Source organism: Microbacterium sp. Root280D1 (assembly GCF_001428975.1).
Classification (GTDB): Bacteria; Actinomycetota; Actinomycetes; order Actinomycetales; family Microbacteriaceae; genus Microbacterium.
On the sequence record NZ_LMJK01000002.1, the window covers coordinates 469,004 to 484,987 of the forward strand.

Annotated in this window: 17 protein-coding genes; 16 read left to right on the forward strand and 1 reads right to left on the reverse strand. The window is 66.4% G+C overall.

The genetic code is table 11. From position 1 onward, the window contains the following. Positions 1–34: 34 nt before the first annotated feature. Complete coding sequence (locus ASE34_RS08310) at positions 35–574, reverse strand: NUDIX domain-containing protein (RefSeq protein WP_056278504.1); 540 nt, start codon at positions 572–574, stop codon at positions 35–37. A 112-nt stretch (positions 575–686) separates the two neighbouring features. Between ASE34_RS08310 and dapA the strand changes: the two genes are divergently transcribed. From dapA to ASE34_RS08390, 16 genes are all read left to right on the forward strand, one after another. After that, positions 687–1,664 carry a 4-hydroxy-tetrahydrodipicolinate synthase gene (gene dapA / locus ASE34_RS08315; protein WP_053095829.1) on the forward strand — a complete coding sequence of 326 codons (978 nt, stop codon included), beginning with the start codon at positions 687–689 and terminating at the stop codon, positions 1,662–1,664. 68 nt (positions 1,665–1,732) lie between these two features. Further along, a complete protein-coding gene (locus ASE34_RS08320; RefSeq protein ID WP_053095830.1) occupies positions 1,733–3,409 on the forward strand; it encodes a ribonuclease J in 1,677 nt (558 codons plus the stop codon). A gap of 73 nt (positions 3,410–3,482) precedes the next feature. Next, on the forward strand, positions 3,483–3,977 hold the full coding sequence (locus ASE34_RS08325; RefSeq protein ID WP_056278507.1) for a GNAT family N-acetyltransferase: 495 nt from the start codon (positions 3,483–3,485) through the stop codon (positions 3,975–3,977). A gap of 81 nt (positions 3,978–4,058) precedes the next feature. Continuing rightward, positions 4,059–6,797, forward strand: coding sequence for an FtsK/SpoIIIE family DNA translocase (locus tag ASE34_RS08330; RefSeq protein ID WP_056278509.1), 2,739 nt, complete (start codon positions 4,059–4,061; stop codon positions 6,795–6,797). After that, positions 6,797–7,372, forward strand: a complete 576-nt coding sequence (gene pgsA, locus ASE34_RS08335) for a CDP-diacylglycerol--glycerol-3-phosphate 3-phosphatidyltransferase (protein ID WP_053095833.1) — start codon at positions 6,797–6,799, stop codon at positions 7,370–7,372. The genes ASE34_RS08330 and pgsA overlap by 1 nt, the downstream gene beginning before the upstream one ends. Further along, positions 7,369–7,851, forward strand: coding sequence for a CinA family protein (locus tag ASE34_RS08340; protein WP_056278512.1), 483 nt, complete (start codon positions 7,369–7,371; stop codon positions 7,849–7,851). The genes pgsA and ASE34_RS08340 overlap by 4 nt, the downstream gene beginning before the upstream one ends. A 141-nt stretch (positions 7,852–7,992) precedes the next feature. Then, on the forward strand, positions 7,993–8,301 hold the full coding sequence (locus ASE34_RS08345) for a helix-turn-helix domain-containing protein (protein ID WP_042541772.1): 309 nt from the start codon (positions 7,993–7,995) through the stop codon (positions 8,299–8,301). A 23-nt stretch (positions 8,302–8,324) separates the two neighbouring features. Continuing rightward, positions 8,325–8,549 carry a DUF3046 domain-containing protein gene (locus ASE34_RS08350; protein ID WP_053095835.1) on the forward strand — a complete coding sequence of 75 codons (225 nt, stop codon included), beginning with the start codon at positions 8,325–8,327 and terminating at the stop codon, positions 8,547–8,549. Between the two features lie 285 nt (positions 8,550–8,834). After that, the gene (gene recA, locus ASE34_RS08355) at positions 8,835–9,878 is read left to right on the forward strand and encodes a recombinase RecA (RefSeq protein WP_056278514.1); all 1,044 of its coding nucleotides are present in this window, start codon (positions 8,835–8,837) and stop codon (positions 9,876–9,878) included. A 306-nt stretch (positions 9,879–10,184) separates the two neighbouring features. Then, positions 10,185–10,760 (forward strand): regulatory protein RecX, encoded by a 576-nt coding sequence (locus ASE34_RS08360; protein WP_056278517.1) that lies wholly within the window; start codon positions 10,185–10,187, stop codon positions 10,758–10,760. A gap of 87 nt (positions 10,761–10,847) precedes the next feature. Continuing rightward, positions 10,848–12,395, forward strand: a complete 1,548-nt coding sequence (gene miaB / locus ASE34_RS08365; RefSeq protein WP_056278519.1) for a tRNA (N6-isopentenyl adenosine(37)-C2)-methylthiotransferase MiaB — start codon at positions 10,848–10,850, stop codon at positions 12,393–12,395. A 32-nt stretch (positions 12,396–12,427) separates the two neighbouring features. Then, positions 12,428–13,366, forward strand: coding sequence for a tRNA (adenosine(37)-N6)-dimethylallyltransferase MiaA (miaA, locus tag ASE34_RS08370; RefSeq protein ID WP_056278521.1), 939 nt, complete (start codon positions 12,428–12,430; stop codon positions 13,364–13,366). Between the two features lie 58 nt (positions 13,367–13,424). After that, on the forward strand, positions 13,425–13,952 hold the full coding sequence (locus ASE34_RS08375) for a dihydrofolate reductase family protein (RefSeq protein ID WP_056278524.1): 528 nt from the start codon (positions 13,425–13,427) through the stop codon (positions 13,950–13,952). After that, positions 13,945–14,421 (forward strand): GNAT family acetyltransferase, encoded by a 477-nt coding sequence (locus tag ASE34_RS08380; RefSeq protein ID WP_056278525.1) that lies wholly within the window; start codon positions 13,945–13,947, stop codon positions 14,419–14,421. The genes ASE34_RS08375 and ASE34_RS08380 overlap by 8 nt, the downstream gene beginning before the upstream one ends. Before the next feature lie 22 nt (positions 14,422–14,443). Continuing rightward, positions 14,444–15,316, forward strand: coding sequence for a diaminopimelate epimerase (gene dapF, locus ASE34_RS08385; RefSeq protein WP_053095842.1), 873 nt, complete (start codon positions 14,444–14,446; stop codon positions 15,314–15,316). After that, the gene (locus tag ASE34_RS08390) at positions 15,316–15,966 is read left to right on the forward strand and encodes an HAD family hydrolase (RefSeq protein ID WP_056278527.1); all 651 of its coding nucleotides are present in this window, start codon (positions 15,316–15,318) and stop codon (positions 15,964–15,966) included. The genes dapF and ASE34_RS08390 overlap by 1 nt, the downstream gene beginning before the upstream one ends. The last annotated feature ends 18 nt before the right edge of the window (positions 15,967–15,984 follow it).

Consider the following 15,984-nt stretch of genomic DNA (forward strand, 5'->3'; position numbering starts at 1 on the left):
GGGCGCGCCGTGCGCGAATGAGGGCGCTAGGAGATCAGCGGAATCTGCCCAGACGGATACCGGCGTATCCGATCGCCGCCACGGTCTCTCCATCGGTGATGCGGCCATCGGAGATCATGCCGAGGACGTCGGAGAACGGTACCCAGGTGACGGCGTCGATGCCCTCCTCCGCCTGCGTGTGAGTGGAGTCGTCGGACGGAGTCAGACCCCGAGCGAGGAACACGTGCTCGGGGGCGTGGGCGATCCCGTTCAGGGCGTTCATCGTTCCGAGTTCCGTCCAGTCCTCGGCGACGAAGCCCGTCTCCTCGAGCAGCTCGCGCTGCGCTGCAGCGAGCGGTTCTTCGCCGTCGCTTCCTCCGGCAGGAATCTCTATCGACACTCCGGTCGTGTAGCGCTCGAGAGTGATGAGGCAGACGCGGTCCTCGTCATCGAGTGCGACGACGAAGACCGCCGGATGCCGCATGGTCACCACGCCGTAGATGCCATCGCCCCCGGGCCCCGTGACCTGGTCCTCCCGAACCTCGATCCACCGGTTCTCGTACACCGTCGACGATTCGCGTGTAACCCATGCCATGGAGTCGAGCCTATGTGGATCCCAATCAAGATGATGGTCGCGATCGTCCGGGGAGATGTCATCCGCCGTCCCTCGTCTGGGTGAGCGGCATTCGAACCGATACGCTGGGGGCATGACGCACTCGGGCAACCCCTTCGGACAGGTTCTCGTCGCGCTCGTCACTCCGATGACGGCCGACGGCGAAGTCGATTGGCCCGCCGTCGAGAAGCACATCGATGACGTCATCACCGCCGGTGCTGACGGAATCGTCGTGACGGGAACGACCGGCGAGACCTCGACCCTGACGGACCCTGAGAAGCTCAAGCTCGTCGAGGTCGGAAAGTCGGTCTCGGCCGGACGCGCCAAGATCATCACCGGCGGTGGATCCAACGAGACCGCGCACGCGATCGAGCTCTACAAGGCGAGCGAGAAGGCCGGCGCAGACGCCATCATGATCGTCACGCCGTACTACAACAAGCCGACCCAGGCCGGGATCCTCACGCATTTCCGCCTGGTGGCCGACGCCACCGACCTGCCGGTGATCCTCTACGACATCCCCGGTCGCACCGGCGTGCCGATCAAGTACGAGACCATCCTGCGCCTCGCCAAGCACCCGAACATCCTCGCCGTGAAGGACGCCAAGGGCGACTTCTCCGAGGTGAGCCGCGTCCTTAACCAGACCGACCTCATGTACTTCTCGGGAGACGACGCGAATGTTCTGCCGCATCTCGCCATCGGCGCGACCGGCCTGATCGGCGTGACCGCCAACGTCGCGGCGGCTCCGTACCGCACCATCATCGACGCCGTCAACCGAGGCGATCTGACGACGGCCACGGCAGAGCACAAGAGGCTCGAGCCGCTCGTGCGCGCGGTCATGACGCATGTCCCGGGAACCGTCGCCGCGAAGTACATCCTGCACGGCCTGGGCCGGATCTCCAGCCCCCGCGTGCGTCTGCCCCTGGTGGGTCCCGAAGAGTGGGAGGCCGCGCTCATCGAGGACGAGCTCGATCTCGTGAGGGACGTTCCGGGAGCAGACTTCTCCAACTTCCGCCCCGACCGCAACGCGGCCGCGGGCGGCGCCCTGCCGAAGGTGCACGGCACGACCCGCTGAGAACGCACGCGCCGAGGCGCGTCACCATGAACGAACGGACGCGTGGAGTGTCCGACTGAGGAGACAGCATGTCCATCCCGCTCGCAGAACCCGCAGCTCTCGACGAGGGGACGCTGCGGGTCACTCCGCTCGGCGGACTCGGTGAGATCGGTCGCAACATGACCATCTTCGAGTTCGACGGCAAGATCCTGATCGTCGACTGCGGAGTGCTCTTCCCGGAGGAGCACCAGCCCGGAGTCGACCTGATCCTGCCGGACTTCGAGCCGATCAAGAGCCGCCTCGACGACATCGTCGGAGTCGTCCTCACCCACGGGCACGAGGACCACATCGGTGCCGTTCCCTACCTGCTGCGCCTGAAGAGCGACATCCCCGTGATCGGATCGGGCCTCACGCTCGCGCTGGTCGAGGCGAAGCTCAAGGAGCACCGCATCAAGGCCTACACCCTCACGGTGAAGGAGGGCCAGCGGGAGCAGGTCGGACCGTTCGACCTCGAGTTCGTCGCGGTCAACCACTCGATCCCGGACGCACTCGCCGTGGCGATCCGCACTCCCGCGGGCCTCGTGCTGGCGACCGGCGACTTCAAGATGGACCAGCTTCCGCTCGACGGACGCATCACCGACCTCCGCGCGTTCGCCCGCCTCGGCGAGGAAGGGGTCGACCTGTTCCTCGTCGACTCGACGAACGCCGACGTGCCCGGGTTCACTCCCACGGAGCGCTCGATCGGCCCCGTGCTCGATCAGGTCATCGGCAAGGCGCCTCGCCGGGTCATCGTCGCGAGCTTCTCGAGTCACGTGCACCGCGTGCAGCAGGTTCTCGACGCCGCGCATGCGCACGGCCGACGGGTCGCGCTGCTCGGACGCAGCATGCTGCGCAACATGACGATCGCCGAGGACCTCGGATACCTGAAGGTGCCGAGCGGTCTTCTCATCGACTACAAGAAGGCCCGCGACCTTCCGGACGACAAGATCGTCTACATGTCCACCGGCTCGCAGGGCGAGCCCATGGCCGTTCTGAGTCGCATGGCCAACCTCGACCATGCGATCGAGCCCGGACCGGGTGACACCGTCATCCTGGCCTCGAGCCTCATCCCCGGCAACGAGAATGCCGTGTACCGCGTGATCGACGGTCTGACCAAGCTCGGCGCGAACGTGGTGCACAAGGCGAACGCCAAGGTGCACGTCTCGGGCCATGCCGCAGCGGGTGAGCTCATCTACTGCTACAACATCCTGCGACCCAAGAACGTGCTGCCGGTGCACGGCGAGTACCGCCATCTGATCGCCAACGCCAAGCTGGCGCAGGACACGGGCATCGAGGCCGAGCGCACGATCATCGCCTCGAACGGCACGGTCATCGACCTGAAGGGCGGCGACGCCCGAGTGGTCGGCCAGCTCGATCTCGGTTTCGTGTACGTCGACGGCTCGACCGTCGGCGCGATCACGGACGCAGACCTCAAGGATCGTCGGATCCTGGCTGAAGAGGGCTTCGTCTCCGTGATCGTCGTGGTCGATGCCGCCACCGGTCGCATCATCTCCGGTCCGGAAATCCACGCGCGCGGCATCGCCGAAGACGATTCCGTCTTCGATGACGTCACCCCGAAGATCATCGCCGCCCTCAAGGAGGCCTCCGGCAACGGCGTGCGCGACACGCATGCGCTCTCGCAGGTCATCCGTCGGACCATCGGGCGCTGGGTCAACCAGAAGCTCCGTCGTCGTCCGATGATCGTCCCGCTGGTCATCGAAGCGTGATCGGAGCCCGGTGGTTCGCGGGTTCCCAGTCGACCGACACTCGGCTGTAACGCGAACGGCCTAGGCTCACCCCATGCCGGACGTCTTCTCGATTCGACCCGCCGACCAGGCGGACGGGAGCTTCCTCGGCGACATGGTCGTCGAGGCGGCGAACTGGCGCTCGGGCGGGGCACGCGCTCGGCATGAGATTCTCAGCGCCGTCGAGCACCGGCGCTACATCGCGGGGTGGATGCGGCCGGCGGATGCCGGTTTCATCGCGCTCGACTCCGATCTGCGACCCATCGGTGCGGCGTGGTATCGGATGCTCGCACCGGACGACGCAGGCTTCGGTTTCGTCGGAACCGCGGTGCCCGAGCTCATCATCGGAGTGCAGCCGATCTGGCGGGCGCACGGAGTCGGACGGACCCTGCTTCGACGCCTCGTCACCCACGCGCGCGAGCAGGGGCACCCTCGGATCAGCCTCAGCGTCGAACGGGACAACTTTGCGCACGCCCTGTATCGGTCGGAGGGTTTCGTGGTCACCGACGCGGGGGATCTCCGTGACACGATGGTGCATCGCACGTCCTGATCTCCCTTCGCGGGCCCGGGAACCGGCCGGAATGCCGCGTCATTACGGGTGAATGTCGGCCTCTGGCCGTAACGTGAGAGCATGGCCAGGAGTACCACGAAGTCCGCGCGCGCGTCCGAGAGCGCCACGCCTCGCCCGAAGCGGCAGGCTGCGCCGAAGGCCCAGGCTGCGCCGAAGAAGTACATCGACGAGATCGACAAGCCTCCGGTGGCGGTACGAGCGTGGAACGGGCTCGCCCACGGCGTCGGTGGCCTGTTCCGGGCATTCGGCCCGGAGACGCTCGAAAAGGATGACCGGCGCGACGGATTCCCCTTCCTGCTGGTGCTTCTGGCGATCGCCGGAGCGGTCAACGAATGGTTCTTCATCGGCAACGAGGTCGCGTCGAACATCAGCGCCTACTCGGTGGGGCTTCTGGTCGGGCGCGTGGCTTTCGTCATGCCCGTGCTGCTGCTGCTGCTGGCAGGGTGGCTGTTCCGCCATCCCTCGTCCGTCCACGACAACGGGCGCATCGGCATCGGCTTCGGACTCTTCGTGCTCACCCTGGCAGGCTTCTGCCACATCGCAGCGGGTCGAGTCGACTCCGCCGGACTGCTCGTTCGTGCGCAGCCCCGGGACGGCATGCCTGCGCTCAGCGAAGCGGGCGGTCTCTTCGGCTGGATGATCGGTGAGCCGCTCTCGTATCTCACTCCGGTGGGTGCCTATATCGTCCTGGCCCTGCTGGCGGGACTCAGCATCCTGATCCTGACCAAGACTCCGCCGAACCGTATCGGGCAGCGCCTGGGCGACCTCTACGCGTGGATGTTCGACGCTGAGCGCACCGAGAAGCCTGCGAAGGAAGCCGCGGCGATCGACGAGTCCGACAAGGTCGACGACCCCGACGTCCTTCCCTGGTGGCGGCGGAACAAGACCGGCCGTGAGGAAGACCCCGACGAGGGGACGCTGGGCTCCGACGACATCACCGCGCTGCTGACGACCTCCGAGCCGACTCCGGCTTACGATCAGGCCGTCGTCGTGGAAGATCCGTATGACGCGGCGACCGAGGTGCTGACGGACGTGCGGTCCGTGACGGAATCCCTGGCAGGGCAGCAGACCACCGCACTGCTAGACGACGAGTCCGACACCGGAGAGATGCCGGAGCTTCCGGGTCTCGACGGCTTCGGCACGGCCGGGCCGGGGGAGCGAGGCCCCCAGGCCCCCGTCGCCCCGTACGTGCTGCCGTCGCCAGGTCTTCTGGTCGAAGGGCCTCCACCGGTCGCGCGCTCCGAGGCGACCGACAAGGTGATCGAGCAGATCACGAGCGTGCTGACACAGTTCAAGGTCGACGCGAAGGTCACTGGTTTCTCGCGTGGCCCCACGGTCACCCAGTACGAGGTCGAGGTGGGGCACGGCGTCAAGGTCGAGAAGATCCTCCAGCTGAGCAACAACTTCGCGTATGCGGTCGCATCGAACGATGTGCGGATCCTCTCGCCGATACCCGGAAAGAGCGCGATCGGAATCGAGATTCCGAACGCCGACAAGGAGATGGTCGCGCTCGGCGATGTGCTCAGGTCTCCGGCAGCGCACAAGAGCACCCACCCGATGACGATCGGCGTCGGAAAGGACGTCGGTGGGAACATCGTCATCGCCAACCTCGCGAAGATGCCTCACCTGCTTGTCGCCGGTTCCACCGGCTCCGGAAAGTCGAGCTTCGTCAACTCGATGATCACGAGTCTGCTCATGCGCGCCCGACCCACGGATGTGCGGATGGTCCTGATCGACCCCAAGCGCGTGGAGCTGACGAGCTACGCCGGGGTGCCGCACCTGATCACACCCATCATCACGAACCCCAAGAAGGCGGCGGAAGCGCTGCAGTGGGTCGTGAAGGAGATGGACATGCGGTACGACGACCTCGCGTCGTTCGGGTTCCGTCACATCGACGACTTCAACCGTGCCGTCCGCGCCGGCGAGGTGGAGCTTCCCGTGGGAAGCGAACGCGTGCTCAAGCCCTACCCGTACCTCCTCGTCGTCGTCGACGAATTGGCGGACCTGATGATGGTCGCCCCGCGCGACGTCGAGGACTCGATCGTCCGCATCACCCAGCTCGCACGCGCGTCCGGTATCCACCTCGTGCTAGCGACGCAGCGACCCAGCGTCGATGTCGTGACCGGTCTGATCAAGGCGAATGTCCCCTCGCGCCTCGCGTTCGCCGTCACGAGCGTCACAGACAGTCGCGTGATCCTCGACAGCCCCGGCGCCGACAAGCTGATCGGACAGGGCGATGCGCTGTTCTCGCCCATGGGGTCGTCCAAGCCGTTCCGACTGCAGGGTGCGTGGGTCGATGAGAAGGAGATCGACGCGGTCGTCAAGCACGTGACGCGTCAGGCCCGTCCGGACTACCGCGCCGACGTCCAGGAAGCGCTGGAGCCCACGAAGAAGAAGGAGGTCGACGAGGACATCGGCGACGATCTCGAGCTTCTTCTCGCCGCGGCCGAACTCATCGTGTCGTCGCAGTTCGGGTCGACGTCGATGCTGCAGCGCAAGCTCCGCGTCGGGTTCGCGAAGGCCGGTCGCCTGATGGACCTCCTCGAGTCGCGAGAGATCGTCGGCCCGTCAGAAGGATCGAAGGCGCGCGATGTGCTGGCGACGGCCGAACAGCTGCCCCAGGTCATGGCGAAGCTGCGAGGCGACGACACTCCGCCGAAGCCGCCTGCCCCCTCCTCGGCCGCGACTGCTGCCGGGACGCCGCACGACCCGGTCGAGGCGCAGTTCCAGGGACTCCCTGTGGTCGAGGCTGAAGACGATGGCGACGAAGACGCCTGGGGACTGACGGGACGCGACTGATGGCCATTCCACGGCAGCTTCCCAACGCGATCACGGTCGCGCGCATACCGCTCGCGGTGATCTTCTTCGTCCTCCTGCTGATCGGTGGCACGTTCGGACTCGACGACATCGCTGTCCGCTGGATCGCCGCTGTTCTCTTCATCGTCGCGATCTCGACCGATTGGGTCGATGGCTACCTGGCCCGCCGCTACGAGATCGTCAGCGACTTCGGAAAGCTCTGGGACCCGATCGCCGACAAGCTGCTCACCGGCGCGGGTTTCATCGGTCTCGCGATACTGGGCGAGCTGAACTGGTGGCTGGTGATCATCATCCTCATTCGGGAGTGGGGCATCACGATCCACCGTCTCATGGTGGCGAAGGAGCACGTCGTGGCTGCGGCCTGGATGGGCAAGATCAAGACGGCAGTGCAGGCGGTGGCCCTGTCCTGGGCGCTGCTTCCGTTGCACGTCGTGATCGGGCTGGAGCCGTGGCTGCTCGTGACCGCCATCCTGATGGTGCTCGTGCTGATCCTCACCGTGGCGAGCGGAATCGACTACATCGTCGCGCAGGTACGAGGCGCGCGGCAGCCCTCGTGACATCTGCGTCGGCCGTGCTCGCCGCGCTGGTCGAGCGTGGCTGGACGCTCGGTGTCGCGGAGTCGTTGACGGGCGGTGCTCTCGCGGCCGAGTTCGTCTCCGTGCCGGGGGCGTCTGCCTCGCTCCGTGGAGCGATCGTCGCGTACGCCACTCCGGTGAAGCACACGCTGCTGGGCGTCGACGACGCGCTGCTCGACGCGCACGGTCCTGTCCACCCCGACGTCGCTCTTCAGATGGCGGCGGGGGTGCGCGGTGCGTTGAACGTCGACGGGGCCCCTGCCGACGTCGGCGTCTCGACCACGGGTATCGCGGGGCCGGACTCACCTGACGGTCAGCCGGTCGGCACGGTGCATGTGGCCGTGGTGACGCCGGATTCCTCGGTGACCGAGTTGTTTCGATTCGCCGGTGATCGTGCCGAGGTGCGGGCGCAGGCGGTCGACGCGGCGATCGATATGCTCGCTCGGGTTCTGCGGGAATAGGGGATGGGTGCGCTCCGTTATGTCCTATGTGCTCACACCGAAAGCACAGCGTGCGAAGGTAGATTTTGTGAAGGTCGGTAGGACTAGACTGGCGGTCTCTTCGAGGGAGACCTCGAGAAGGCGATCTGGGAGGAGGTTCCGATGATTCTTGTACGACAGGAAATCGGCGATGTGCTGAGGGACTTCCGCCTGCAGAAGGGGCGGACGCTCCGGCAGGTTGCAAGCAAGGCTTCTGTGGCGCTGGGCTATCTCAGCGAGGTCGAGCGGGGCCAGAAGGAAGCATCGAGTGAGATTCTCGCCTCGGTGGCTGACGCTCTGGATGTTCCCATCTCGATCATCATGCGAGAGGTCGGCGACCGGATCTCGGTCCTCGAAGGCATTCAGGTCTTCCCTGATGTCGTTCCGGACGACCTCGTGGCTTCTGTCGAGCCCGAGCTGTCGCTCCACTGAACGTCGGACTCTCATAGCCTCTGATGCGACGTAGTGAGTTCCTCCGCGCAGTCGATGCGGAATTCGGCGGTCGCGGGTCATCTCTGATCAGCGACCTCGTTCTGACTCAGCTCGCCGGGCGCACTGCCGACGAAGCGCTGGACGCTGGCGTCGCACCGCGCGAGATCTGGCTGGCGCTGTGCGCCGAGACGGATGTCCCCCTGGAGCGGCGACACGGTGCAGGTCGTCTGGAGCCGCGCAAGCGATGACCCTCTGAGGCGTTCGCGGCGAGGGCCGCGTTCGAGGCGGTTTCGATTTGCGACACGCCGAGACGGCGTGTCGTCGAATATGTGTTCGAAACGGGCGTAGTCTTCTGCACAAGTGGTTCAGAGACGTTTCTCTCCCTGTTTCGCGGTGCTGACGACGCAATGTCGGAGGCTCCTCCTACGGTGAAGAACAAGCCGAAGAGCCATACGCCTTGTCGGAGAGTTCCGCCCAGCCGGGAGGACCGCGACAGCCTACAGGCGGCACCACGCGAGCATAAGGAGCACGTCATGCCATCACCCGCTGACCGCGAGAAGTCCCTCGAGACCGCCCTCGCCCAGATCGATCGTCAGTTCGGAAAGGGCTCGGTCATGAGACTGGGCAGCGACGAGCGTGCGCCTGTCGCCGTCATTCCGACCGGTTCCATCGCTCTCGATGTCGCCCTCGGCGTCGGAGGACTGCCGCGTGGACGAATCGTCGAGATCTACGGTCCTGAGTCGTCGGGTAAGACGACGCTCACCCTCCACGCGATCGCCAACGCTCAGCGCGCTGGCGGAATCGCTGCCTTCATCGACGCCGAGCACGCGCTCGACCCTGACTACGCCGCGAAGCTCGGTGTCGACATCGACGCCCTTCTCGTCTCGCAGCCCGACACGGGTGAGCAGGCGCTCGAGATCGCGGACATGCTCGTCCGCTCCGGGGCGATCGACCTGATCGTCATCGACTCCGTGGCCGCGCTCGTGCCTCGAGCCGAGATCGAGGGCGAGATGGGTGACTCCCACGTGGGTCTGCAGGCTCGTCTGATGTCTCAGGCGCTGCGAAAGCTCACCGGTGGGCTCAACCAGACGAACACCACGATGATCTTCATCAACCAGCTGCGAGAGAAGATCGGTGTCTTCTTCGGCTCGCCGGAGACCACCGCGGGTGGAAAGGCGCTGAAGTTCTACGCGTCCGTCCGAATGGACATCCGCCGAATCGAGACTCTGAAGGACGGCACCGACGCAGTCGGAAACCGTACGAGGGTCAAGGTCGTGAAGAACAAGATGGCTCCGCCGTTCAAGCAGGCTGAGTTCGACATCCTCTACGGCGTCGGCATCTCCCGTGAGGGCAGCCTGATCGACTTCGGTGTGGAGCACGGCATCGTCAAGAAGTCCGGGTCCTGGTACACCTATGACGGTGACCAGCTGGGACAGGGCAAGGAGAACGCGCGAACGTTCCTGCTCAAGAACCCCGACATCGCGCTGGCGATCGAGACCCAGATCAAGCAGAAGCTCGGCATCGGAGGAGCCACCGAGGCACATGCTGACGAGCTCGCCGAGCGCCGCCCGGCATGATCGTGATGGTTCGCGGTTGTGGCGCAACCGGAGCGAACCATGAGTGATGGCGGGGGCGAGCCTCAGGAGCTCGCCCCCATCATCCCTCTGTTCGGCCGTGATTCCGCGCGGATGAAGCCGGTCGATCGAAGCTCTGTCGGGTCCGATGCAGGTACCCGCCGCGCCGCGGAAGACGCAGGCCTCGTGGAATCGACGGCGGTGGGAGTCGCATCCACCGGCGACTCGGCTCCAGCTCCACTCGTCGACTCTCGTGGGCCCAGCGAACGGCATCCTGCTCGAGGCGCTGCGGCTCGGTCTGCACCCCGATTGCGTGCACTGCAACCACACGACGACGACTCAGCAGATGAGAGCGGCGTCGATCCGTCGAAGCTGCGCGTCGACGCCGAGGAGCTTCTCGTGCGCAAGCTGAGGGCTCGATCGCTCTCGTTGTCCGAGGCGCGGATGGTGCTCAGGGGCTACGAAGAGAACGGCGTCCGGCTCGACTCCGGGTCGATCGACGACGTGATCGACGACTTCTGTCGCCGCGGCTACCTCGATGACGCGGTTCTCGCCGATCAGCTCGTGATGTCGGGAATCGAGCGAAAAGGACAGGGGCGGGTCGCTCTTTCGCGGGTGCTCTCGCAGCGGGGGATTCCCCGCGATGTGATCGACGCGGCATTGGGCGATGTTCCCGACGACGACGCGGAGCGCGCACTCGAGTACGCTCGCTCGAAAGCACGATCGATGTCCCGCCTCGACCCGGATACTGCTCTGAGACGCCTCGTCGGTCAGCTATCACGTCGCGGGTACAACGGTTCCATCGCGATGACGGCTGCGAAGACGGCCCTCGCCGAGGAATCTTCCGGCTCGTCGTCGCGGGTCCGATTCGTCGATTCGGACTGACACCGGGGAGGGCGCGCACCTCGCCCGGCGCCGGCCGGTCAGCGGCAGCGGCAGCGAGGGGGGAACCGCTCGTACAATGGGGAGATCATGACTATCCCGCGCAGTGAACCGACGATCATCGCGTCGTCGTCAGCCGCACTCGACCGTGACGGGCGCCAGCGTTCGTACGAGGTCCGCACCTTCGGCTGCCAGATGAACGTCCACGATTCCGAACGTCTCTCGGGCTCGCTCGAAAGTGCGGGATACGTCCGAGCCACGGACGGCGCCGAGGCCGATGTCGTGATCATCAACACGTGCGCAGTTCGCGACAATGCCGCGGGCAAGCTCTACGGGACCCTCGGTCAGCTCGCTTCGGTGAAGCGCCGCAAGGACGGCATGCAGATCGCCGTCGGGGGCTGTCTCGCCCAGATGGACAAGCAAGCCGTTCTCGACAAGGCCCCATGGGTCGATGTGGTCTTCGGCACGCACAACATGGGGTCGCTTCCCGGCCTTCTCGAGAGAGCGCGACACAACGGTGACGCCGAGCTGGAGATCCTCGAGTCGCTCGAGGTGTTTCCCTCGACGCTCCCGACCAAGCGTGACTCTGCGCACAGCGGGTGGGTGTCCATCTCGGTCGGATGCAACAACACGTGCACCTTCTGCATCGTTCCGAGTCTTCGCGGCAAGGAGAAGGACCGCCGTCCGGGTGACATCCTGAACGAGATCCGCCTCCTCGTGGAGGACGGTGCCATCGAGGTCACCCTGCTCGGACAGAACGTCAACTCCTACGGCGTGGAGTTCGGCGATCGCCAGGCATTCGGCAAGCTCCTGCGCGCGGCGGGCGAGATCGAAGGACTCGAGCGCATTCGCTTCACGAGTCCTCACCCGGCTGCGTTCACCGACGACGTGATCGACGCGATGGCTGAGACTCCCACTGTGATGCCGCAGCTTCACATGCCGCTGCAGTCCGGCAGCGATCGCATCCTCAAGTCCATGCGTCGTTCCTATCGCAGTGAGAGGTTCCTCGGAATCCTCGACCGCGTCCGTGATCGCATTCCGCATGCCGCGATCACCACCGACATCATCGTCGGGTTCCCCGGTGAGACCGAGGCGGACTTCGAGGACACAATGCGGGTGGTCGAACAGGCCCGCTTCTCGAGCGCCTTCACCTTCCAGTACTCGATCCGCGAGGGCACACCGGCGGCGACCATGGAAGACCAGGTTCCGAAGGCCGTCGTGCAGGAACGTTACAACCGGCTCATCGCGCTGCAGGAGCGCATCTCGCTCGAAGAGAACCAGAAGCAGATCGGCCGCGAGGTCGAGGTCCTCGTCTCGACGGGCGAGGGCAAGAAGGACGCCGAGACGCATAGGCTGACCGGCCGGGGGGAAGACAATCGCCTCGTGCACTTCGAGGTGACCCCGGGGTCGGCTGTTCCCCGGCCCGGTGACGTCGTCTCGGTGACCATCACCCATGCGGCTCCGTTCCACCTGCTCGCCGATGACCCGACGGGCTCCCCGCTCAAGATCCGTCGCACGCGCGGTGGGGACGCCTGGGATCGCGCCCAGGCGGAATCGTGCGCCGTGCCGGCGCCTGCGGCGCCCGACGGCACGCGGGCGGTGTCTCTCGGCCTGCCGACGCTGCGCGTCGGCAGGTGACCGCTGCTCGCGACGAAGCCGGTATCCAAGGAATGACGGGTACGGAGCCGGGCGGCACGCACGATGCGCCGCGGCTCTGGGCAGTCGTCGGCGCGACGGGGACGGGCAAGAGCGATCTCGCGCTCGATCTCGCCCAGGCGCTGCGCCGGCGGGGCAACGCAGCCGAGATCGTGAACGCCGATGCGATGCAGCTCTACCGCGGAATGGACATCGGCACGGCGAAGCTCGCCGCTGCTGAACGACGCGGCATTCCGCACCACCTCTTCGACGTGCGCGAGGTCGACGAGGAAGCGGCGGTGGCCTGGTATCAGCCTCTTGCGCGCTCCGTGATCATCGATATCCAGCGCCGTGGTGCTGACGCCATCCTCGTCGGCGGCTCCGGGCTCTACGTCTCCAGCGTCGTCTTCGACTTCGCCTTCCCGCCGCGCGACCCGGTCATCCGCGCTCGGCTCGAACGCGAGCTCGAGGACGAGGGTGCGGGGGCGATGCTCGACCGGCTGAGAGCGCTCGACCCGGCCACGGCGGCGCGCGTCGACCCCCACAACGGGAGACGGGTGATCCGCGCCCTCGAGGTGCTCGAGCAGGGCAGCGCCACGCACGGTGCCGCTCTGCCGGAACAGCCGTCGCTCTGGCAGGCGGACACCCGACTGATCGGTCTCCATGTCGAGCGCAGCGTCCTCGTCGAACGGCTCGACGCACGGGTCGAACAGATGTGGCGTGCAGGCCTCGTCGACGAGGTGGCGGGGCTCCGGCGGCAAGGGCTCGAGGATGGCGTCACTGCGCAGCGTGCCATCGGCTACTCCCAGGCTCTGGGGCAGATCGACGGGCGGCTCAGTCAAGACGAGGCGATCGCCGAGACGCAGGCCCTCACGCGTCGGTATGCCCGACGTCAGGTGTCCTGGTTCAAGCGGTATCCGGGTCTCACCTGGCACGAACCCCCGGTCGACGCGACGGCACTCGTCGAGTCCTGAGTCGACATCTCCCTCACCGCCATCGCGCGATGTCGGTGACCGATGAGAAGGTGGATGCATGGCCACCCACTTCTACACGGCGAGCAGCCTCGACGGTTTCATCGCGACTGACCAGCACTCCCTCGATTGGCTCCTCAAGCAGGACATCGACGCCGAAGGACCGATGTCCTATGGGGCGTTCGAGAAGACGATCGGGGCGCTGGCCATGGGGGCATCGACCTACAACTGGGTCATGCAGCACGAAGAGGGGCGCTGGGGCTACGAGCAGCCGACCTGGGTGTTCACGCACAGGGAGCTCGAGATTCCCGTCGGCGCCGACGTCCGCAAGGCGCAGGGCGATGTGACCGCCGTTCACTCCGAGATGGTCACTGCCGCCGGCGGCAAGGATCTGTGGGTCGTCGGTGGCGGAGACCTGGCCGGGCAGTTCGCGGATGCGGGTCTTCTCGATGAGGTGTGGGTGCAGTACGCGCCGGTCACTCTCGGATCCGGGGCACCCCTGTTGCCGCGGATGCTGGACCTCGAGCTCCTCGAGGTGGCTCGCAACCGCAACTTCATGTGCGGGCGTTACCGCGTGCGCCGTGGCTGAGGCGTCAGCCCCTCGGCGCGCAGTCGAGAGCTGGCCGGTCCGGGCGTTCGACCGGGCGCACACCGAGGCGGTTGTCGCGCTCTGGGACGAGGCCGGGCTCACGCGCCCGTGGAACGATCCGCGGCTCGACATCGAGCGCAAGCTCACGGTGCAGCCGGAGCTGTTTCTGGTCGTCGAGAGCACCGAGCCCGAATCGAGCTCGGCACCGATCCTCGGGACGGTCATGGCCGGCTACGACGGACACCGCGGCTGGCTCTACTACCTGGCGACCGCCAAGTCGCACCGCCAACGAGGGATCGCGAGAGCACTCGTGCGCGAGGCCGAACGGCTTCTCGTCGCCATGGGCTGCCCGAAGGTGCAGCTCATGGTCAGGGAGGGGAACGAAGGCGTCCTCGGTTTCTACGACGACCTGGGCTACGAACGATTCTCCGTGTCGAACACGGGCAGACGCCTGATCGTCGACGCCTAGCCGAGATCTCTAGACTGGACGAATGGTCGCATTCACCAAAGGGCACGGTACGGGCAACGATTTCGTGATCATCGCCGACCCCGACGGCTCACTGGAACTCAGCTCGGAACAGGTCGCAGTGCTCTGTGACCGGCACCGCGGCATCGGAGCCGACGGCATCCTTCGTGTCGTGCGCTCTGCAGCGATCGTGGACGGGCGGGCGTCACTCGCTGAGGAGCCGGCAGCTGAATGGTTCATGGACTACCGCAACGCCGACGGATCGATCGCCGAGATGTGCGGCAACGGCATCCGCGTCTTCGCGCACTATCTCGTGCGCTCCGGGCTCGCCACGATCCAGCCCGGCTCGACGCTCCCGATCGGAACCCGAGCGGGCGTGCGCGACGTGACCCGCAGTGAGACGGGATATCAGGTGGATCTCGGCCTGTGGAAGCTCTCCGGCGACGACCCTCTTGTCACGGCGGACGGGCTCCCCGTCACGCGCCCGGGGCTGGGCATCGACGTCGGGAATCCTCATGTGGTGGTCGCCCTCGCATCCGAGGCGGAACTCGCCTCACTCGAACTCCACCGTGCTCCGGTGCTCGAACCCACCCCGCCCGCGGGTGCGAACGTCGAGTTCGTCGTCCCAGGTGAGCCGCTTGTGCGGGACGGGATCGGGCACGTCTCGATGCGCGTCTCCGAGCGCGGTGTGGGGGAGACCCTCAGCTGTGGCACGGGTGTGGCGGCCACAGCTCTGGCGGTGCGCTACTGGGCAGGTGCGAAGGCGCCCGACAACTGGCGGGTCGAGGTGCCGGGTGGCACGCTCGGCGTGCGCATGTTCCCCGCGGAGGACGGCGAGCACGTCGCGCTGTCCGGCCCCGCGCAGCTCGTGTTCAGCGGCGAGGTCGACCTGATCTGATGGGCGCGACCGGTCCGATCGATCTGGTCATCTTCGACTGCGACGGAGTCCTCGTCGACAGCGAGCGGCTCTCGATCGAGGTGGACCGGCGGGTACTCGCCGATCTCGGGTGGGAACTGTCCTCGGACGAGATCGTGCACCGGTTCGTCGGACGTTCTGCCGCCTACTTCCGCTCGGAGATCGAGTCGTACCTCGGGAGCCCGCTTCCCGACGACTGGGAGGCGACCTATCAGCCGTGGTACGTCGCCGCCTTCGCTGAGCTGATCGCGGTGGACGGCGTCGAGCGCGCACTCGACGAGATCGTGACGGCCACGTGCGTGGCTTCGAGCGGTACCCATGCGAAGATCCGGAGAACGCTCGGGATGACCGGTCTCCTTCCGCGATTCCAGGGAAGGATCTTCAGCGTGGATGACGTGGTCGTCGGTAAGCCCGCCCCGGATCTCTTTCTGCACGCCGCAGATCGGCTCGGGGTGCACCCCGAACACTGCGCGGTGGTCGAGGACAGCCGGTTCGGCGTCCGCGCCGCTCGAGCCGCCGGGATGCGGGTATACGGCTACGCCGGCGGGCTCACCCCGGCCGAGTGGCTCGAACAGGAAGGAGCCGTCGTGTTCGCCGACATGCGCGACCTTCCCGACCTTCTCGGTCGCTGATGTCGCTGCGGCGAGACG

Bases quoted from the DNA above. Each gene is read 5' to 3' on its own strand.
- pgsA (WP_053095833.1), top strand. From the start codon at position 6,797: ATGGCCATTCCACGGCAGCTTCCCAACGCGATCACGGTCGCGCGCATA.
- ASE34_RS08390 (WP_056278527.1), top strand. From the start codon at position 15,316: ATGGGCGCGACCGGTCCGATCGATCTGGTCATCTTCGACTGCGACGGA.
- ASE34_RS08320 (WP_053095830.1), top strand. From the start codon at position 1,733: ATGTCCATCCCGCTCGCAGAACCCGCAGCTCTCGACGAGGGGACGCTG.
- dapF (WP_053095842.1), top strand. From the start codon at position 14,444: ATGGTCGCATTCACCAAAGGGCACGGTACGGGCAACGATTTCGTGATC.
- ASE34_RS08310 (WP_056278504.1), bottom strand. From the start codon at position 574: ATGGCATGGGTTACACGCGAATCGTCGACGGTGTACGAGAACCGGTGG.
- miaA (WP_056278521.1), top strand. From the start codon at position 12,428: ATGACGGGTACGGAGCCGGGCGGCACGCACGATGCGCCGCGGCTCTGG.
- ASE34_RS08345 (WP_042541772.1), top strand. From the start codon at position 7,993: ATGATTCTTGTACGACAGGAAATCGGCGATGTGCTGAGGGACTTCCGC.
- ASE34_RS08375 (WP_056278524.1), top strand. From the start codon at position 13,425: ATGGCCACCCACTTCTACACGGCGAGCAGCCTCGACGGTTTCATCGCG.
- ASE34_RS08325 (WP_056278507.1), top strand. From the start codon at position 3,483: ATGCCGGACGTCTTCTCGATTCGACCCGCCGACCAGGCGGACGGGAGC.
- recA (WP_056278514.1), top strand. From the start codon at position 8,835: ATGCCATCACCCGCTGACCGCGAGAAGTCCCTCGAGACCGCCCTCGCC.
- miaB (WP_056278519.1), top strand. From the start codon at position 10,848: ATGACTATCCCGCGCAGTGAACCGACGATCATCGCGTCGTCGTCAGCC.
- dapA (WP_053095829.1), top strand. From the start codon at position 687: ATGACGCACTCGGGCAACCCCTTCGGACAGGTTCTCGTCGCGCTCGTC.
- ASE34_RS08330 (WP_056278509.1), top strand. From the start codon at position 4,059: ATGGCCAGGAGTACCACGAAGTCCGCGCGCGCGTCCGAGAGCGCCACG.
- ASE34_RS08350 (WP_053095835.1), top strand. From the start codon at position 8,325: ATGCGACGTAGTGAGTTCCTCCGCGCAGTCGATGCGGAATTCGGCGGT.